This is a genomic window from Psychrobacter sp., from assembly GCF_035469765.1.
GTDB lineage: Bacteria > Pseudomonadota > Gammaproteobacteria > Pseudomonadales > Moraxellaceae > Psychrobacter.
The window spans coordinates 1-3354 of record NZ_DATIRM010000092.1 but is presented as its reverse complement, the minus strand read 5'-3'; the positions used below and the strand labels follow the sequence as shown (position 1 = coordinate 3354).

Annotated in this window: 3 protein-coding genes, 1 tRNA gene and 1 pseudogene; 2 read left to right on the top strand and 3 right to left on the bottom strand. The window is 38.2% G+C overall.

Annotation, left to right across the window (positions count from 1 at the left end):
* Together VLN09_RS02525 and VLN09_RS02520 are read left to right on the top strand one after the other, a co-directional pair.
* The coding region (locus tag VLN09_RS02525; RefSeq protein WP_325243639.1) for a nicotinamide mononucleotide transporter family protein at window positions 1-393 on the top strand (393 nt) is incomplete at its 5' end.
* Between the two features lie 193 nt (window positions 394-586).
* Window positions 587-1039, top strand: coding sequence for a DUF962 domain-containing protein (locus VLN09_RS02520; RefSeq protein ID WP_325243638.1), 453 nt, complete (start codon window positions 587-589; stop codon window positions 1037-1039).
* A gap of 176 nt (window positions 1040-1215) precedes the next feature.
* Here the strand turns inward: VLN09_RS02520 and VLN09_RS02515 are convergent, their stop codons facing one another.
* From VLN09_RS02515 to VLN09_RS02505, 3 genes and pseudogenes are all read right to left on the bottom strand, one after another.
* Complete coding sequence (locus tag VLN09_RS02515; RefSeq protein ID WP_325243637.1) at window positions 1216-1824, bottom strand: nitroreductase family protein; 609 nt, start codon at window positions 1822-1824, stop codon at window positions 1216-1218.
* A gap of 172 nt (window positions 1825-1996) precedes the next feature.
* A pseudogene (locus VLN09_RS02510) lies at window positions 1997-2640 on the bottom strand (SDR family oxidoreductase).
* 215 nt (window positions 2641-2855) lie between these two features.
* A tRNA-Gly gene (locus tag VLN09_RS02505) sits at window positions 2856-2930 on the bottom strand.
* Window positions 2931-3354: the final 424 nt, after the last annotated feature.

Genomic DNA, 3354 nt, shown 5'->3' with positions numbered 1-3354 from the left:
ATTTGGCTACTGACTATTAGCTTTATGGTGATTGGGCTGGCATTATTTCCAAAAATCAATGACTTATTGGCAAGCTATGGCTACTCTGTCGTTGAAGATGACAATAGTAAATTTTTGGGTGTTATCTCTTTCTTTTGGATTAACGTCATCGCTTTTGTGCTTTCTATCACCGCTCAAGCAGCAATGATTCTGCGTTATTCATTTAACTGGTGGTTATGGATTGTCGTCAACTTTGTCTGGCTCATTGTGAACCTCATGTCTGGTAACTATATTTTTGCTATCCAAACCATGGTTTATCAAGTAAACGCATTTATCGGTCTCTATGAATGGCACCGCAGTGAGCAAGAGTCGGTAGAAATACCAATGCCTGCCAGAAAACAAAAGGGGCTGTAGTAGATAAGCACTATGCTACAGTGTCAACTGACAAAATAAGAACTTGTGATAATAGAATTTGACTCTAGCGTCTAGCAGATAAAATGGTAGTGTATAAATATTCATGCTACAACTGATATGGCGAAGCTATTATAATTGCAGTTATAGATACGTTGCTGCTATCAAATTTTCATTTACTAACAAGGAGGTTGGTATGTCTGTTACTCAGCAAAAGCGAATGTCCAAACGCACACTTGAGCAATGGCTCAGTGAGTATTCGGTCAGTCATCAAAATCTTATCAATAAAAAAATCCATTGGCTCTGTGTTCCGGCTATTTTTGTCAGTCTACTCGGGATAGGTATGTCGCTATCAGTCTGGTTCACGTTAGTAATGAGCGCCTTGGTATTGTTGTTTTATATGCGCTTATCAACGCCGCTATTTATGGCGATGGGGATGTTTATCCTTATTTGTCTTTCAGTGATGGCTCTATTGCCTTGGGGTTTTAAGATTTGGGCAGCTGTCTTTGTGGTCGCTTGGATTGGGCAGTTTATCGGTCATAAGATTGAAGGTAAAAAACCGTCATTTTTTGAAGATTTACAATTTTTATTAATTGGTCCGGCATGGGTTGCCAATAGCTTAATGAGACGTAAGCGAGCCAGTGAATGATTAGGTAATATCATACTGACAATTGCTATGATTTTTGGATAATGGTTTGAAGCATATTACCTATAGTATTTTAATTTAATAAAGTAGAAAAGCACCACCCAACAAACTGTTGAGTGGCGCTTTTTATATCTAGAACATGTCTGATGTAATCACTATAGATTCAATACATTCAGCTATTAGCCAAATACTTTAAGGCGCTTGTTGAGCGGCTCAAACGCTTTATCACCTGCTGGCTGCTCAATAGCGCCAAACACCATCTGTGCAACCAATTCCCAATCCTTATCTACATCCCAAGTCTCAGCCACTTTATCATCAATGATAGGATTATAATGCTGTAAGCTTGCACCGACATTTACGCTCGCCAAGGCTGTCCAAATCACATATTGATGCATGGCGTTGGTATGCTGCGCCCAAATCGGGAACTTATCCGCGTATAAAGGGGCTTTTTCTTGCAGGGCTTGAATAGCCTTGTGATCTTCAAAGAATAATACTGTACCAGCACCGGCTTTAAAGCTGTCTACTTTTTGCTTGGTTGAGGCAAATTGCTCATCATTATCGACGATACTGCGTAAGGTGTCTTCAGTCAGTTGCCAGAGTTTATGATGCTCATCGCCAAACAGGACAATGATGCGCGTTGACTGAGAGTTAAATGATGAAGGCGTATGCAAAATAGCATGCTCGACCAATTTAACCACTTCACTATTTGATACCGGTAACTGACTACTCAAAGCATAAATCGAACGGCGCTGCTCAACAAGTTGCTGCAATTTTTGTAATTCTGACATAATATCTCTCCCAATTAGAGAAGCTATTATAAGAAAAATTCATTCAAAACAGTATTTTATTTTGTAAATAATCTTAATAATAAAAGAAGAAAAGAAAGATATATTAACAAATAAAAAAGACGGCACCCAATCTCTGATTAAGTATCGTTCCTATCATAAAAGCTATCGTTTATTAATCTAAGGTTTGTACGCCGCCACCATTGACAAATACGGTCTGACCACTAACCCAAGTCGATATCGACGCAGCAAAATACAGCATAGCACCGGCGATATCATCAGCTTCACCCAAACGCTCAATAGGTGTATGAGCGAGCATCTTTTTCTCAATCTCTGGTGTTAGTACCGTTTTCAAAGCATCAGTACGCGTCGCACCAGGACCTACCGCATTGACTCGCACTTCAGGACCAAAATCATGCGCTAAGTTTGCTACCATATGATTAACAGCCGCTTTTGAGCCTGCATAGTCACTCATATTCGGGCTTTTATTAATACTTGACATCGAAGTAGTAAATACAATCGAGCTATACCCTGATTCCTTCATATGTAGCGCACACAATTGGCTTAAGCACCAACCACTGAAAACGTTTAATTCAAAGTCACGGCGAATGTCATCGACTGATGCTGTGGCTGGATTTTCACGACCACCGCCGCATTAGCGTCTTCGAGCTTTAAATCAGCAATCGCCATATTAGCGCCAGCTTGTGCAAAGCGTAGTGCCGTTGCTTTACCAATACCGTTGGCACTACCAGTGACGATCGCTATTTTTCCTATTAGGTCAAACAGCTTATTAAATGATTTGTGCTCAAAAGTTTGCATGCTTAATCCTTATAATAATTATAAATGGGTGCGATATATTGCTTGAAGCGTTTTAATCTTCAATATATCAAATAAGTATGCCTATTTAAAATCAAAAAACTGTCTCAAATCATCCGTGTTTTATAACGCTATTCTTGAACTAATTAAATTTTTCCCATAAAAAAAACCTCACTTCTTATAAGAAGTGAGGTTTTAGTGCTTTTACAAGCCATATTTGGAGCGGGAAAAGAGATTCGAACTCTCGACCCCAACCTTGGCAAGGTTATGCTCTACCACTGAGCTATTCCCGCTGAATCAATTCGTAGTTGTTAACTACTACGTCTCGATAGGCTGGCTATTTTAGCAAATATTCTGAGCGTGTCAATAGATTTTTTCAAATTTATTATCACTACGACTGTCTTTTACTTGCTTTTAAGGTAATATCTTCTGTAGCTAATTGATTTTATAGTTTATTTTTTTAAGCTAAAAATACAAATATTTTTATAAATAATTCTTTTGTTGCTACTCTTATTGCTAGTCTCAACCTGTTGCACTGCTCATTGAACAAAATTATCAGTATCTTGACTGTTTATCTTACTTACAATCCTACCTTGTATTGTTACTTTTGCTCTATTGGTTTTCAATAGTTAACATTATTATACTTATGCACAAGAACAATTGAGGTAGAATTCTACTGTTTTGGTGGATTGGGAGCAGGAAGTAGAACTTTAATAA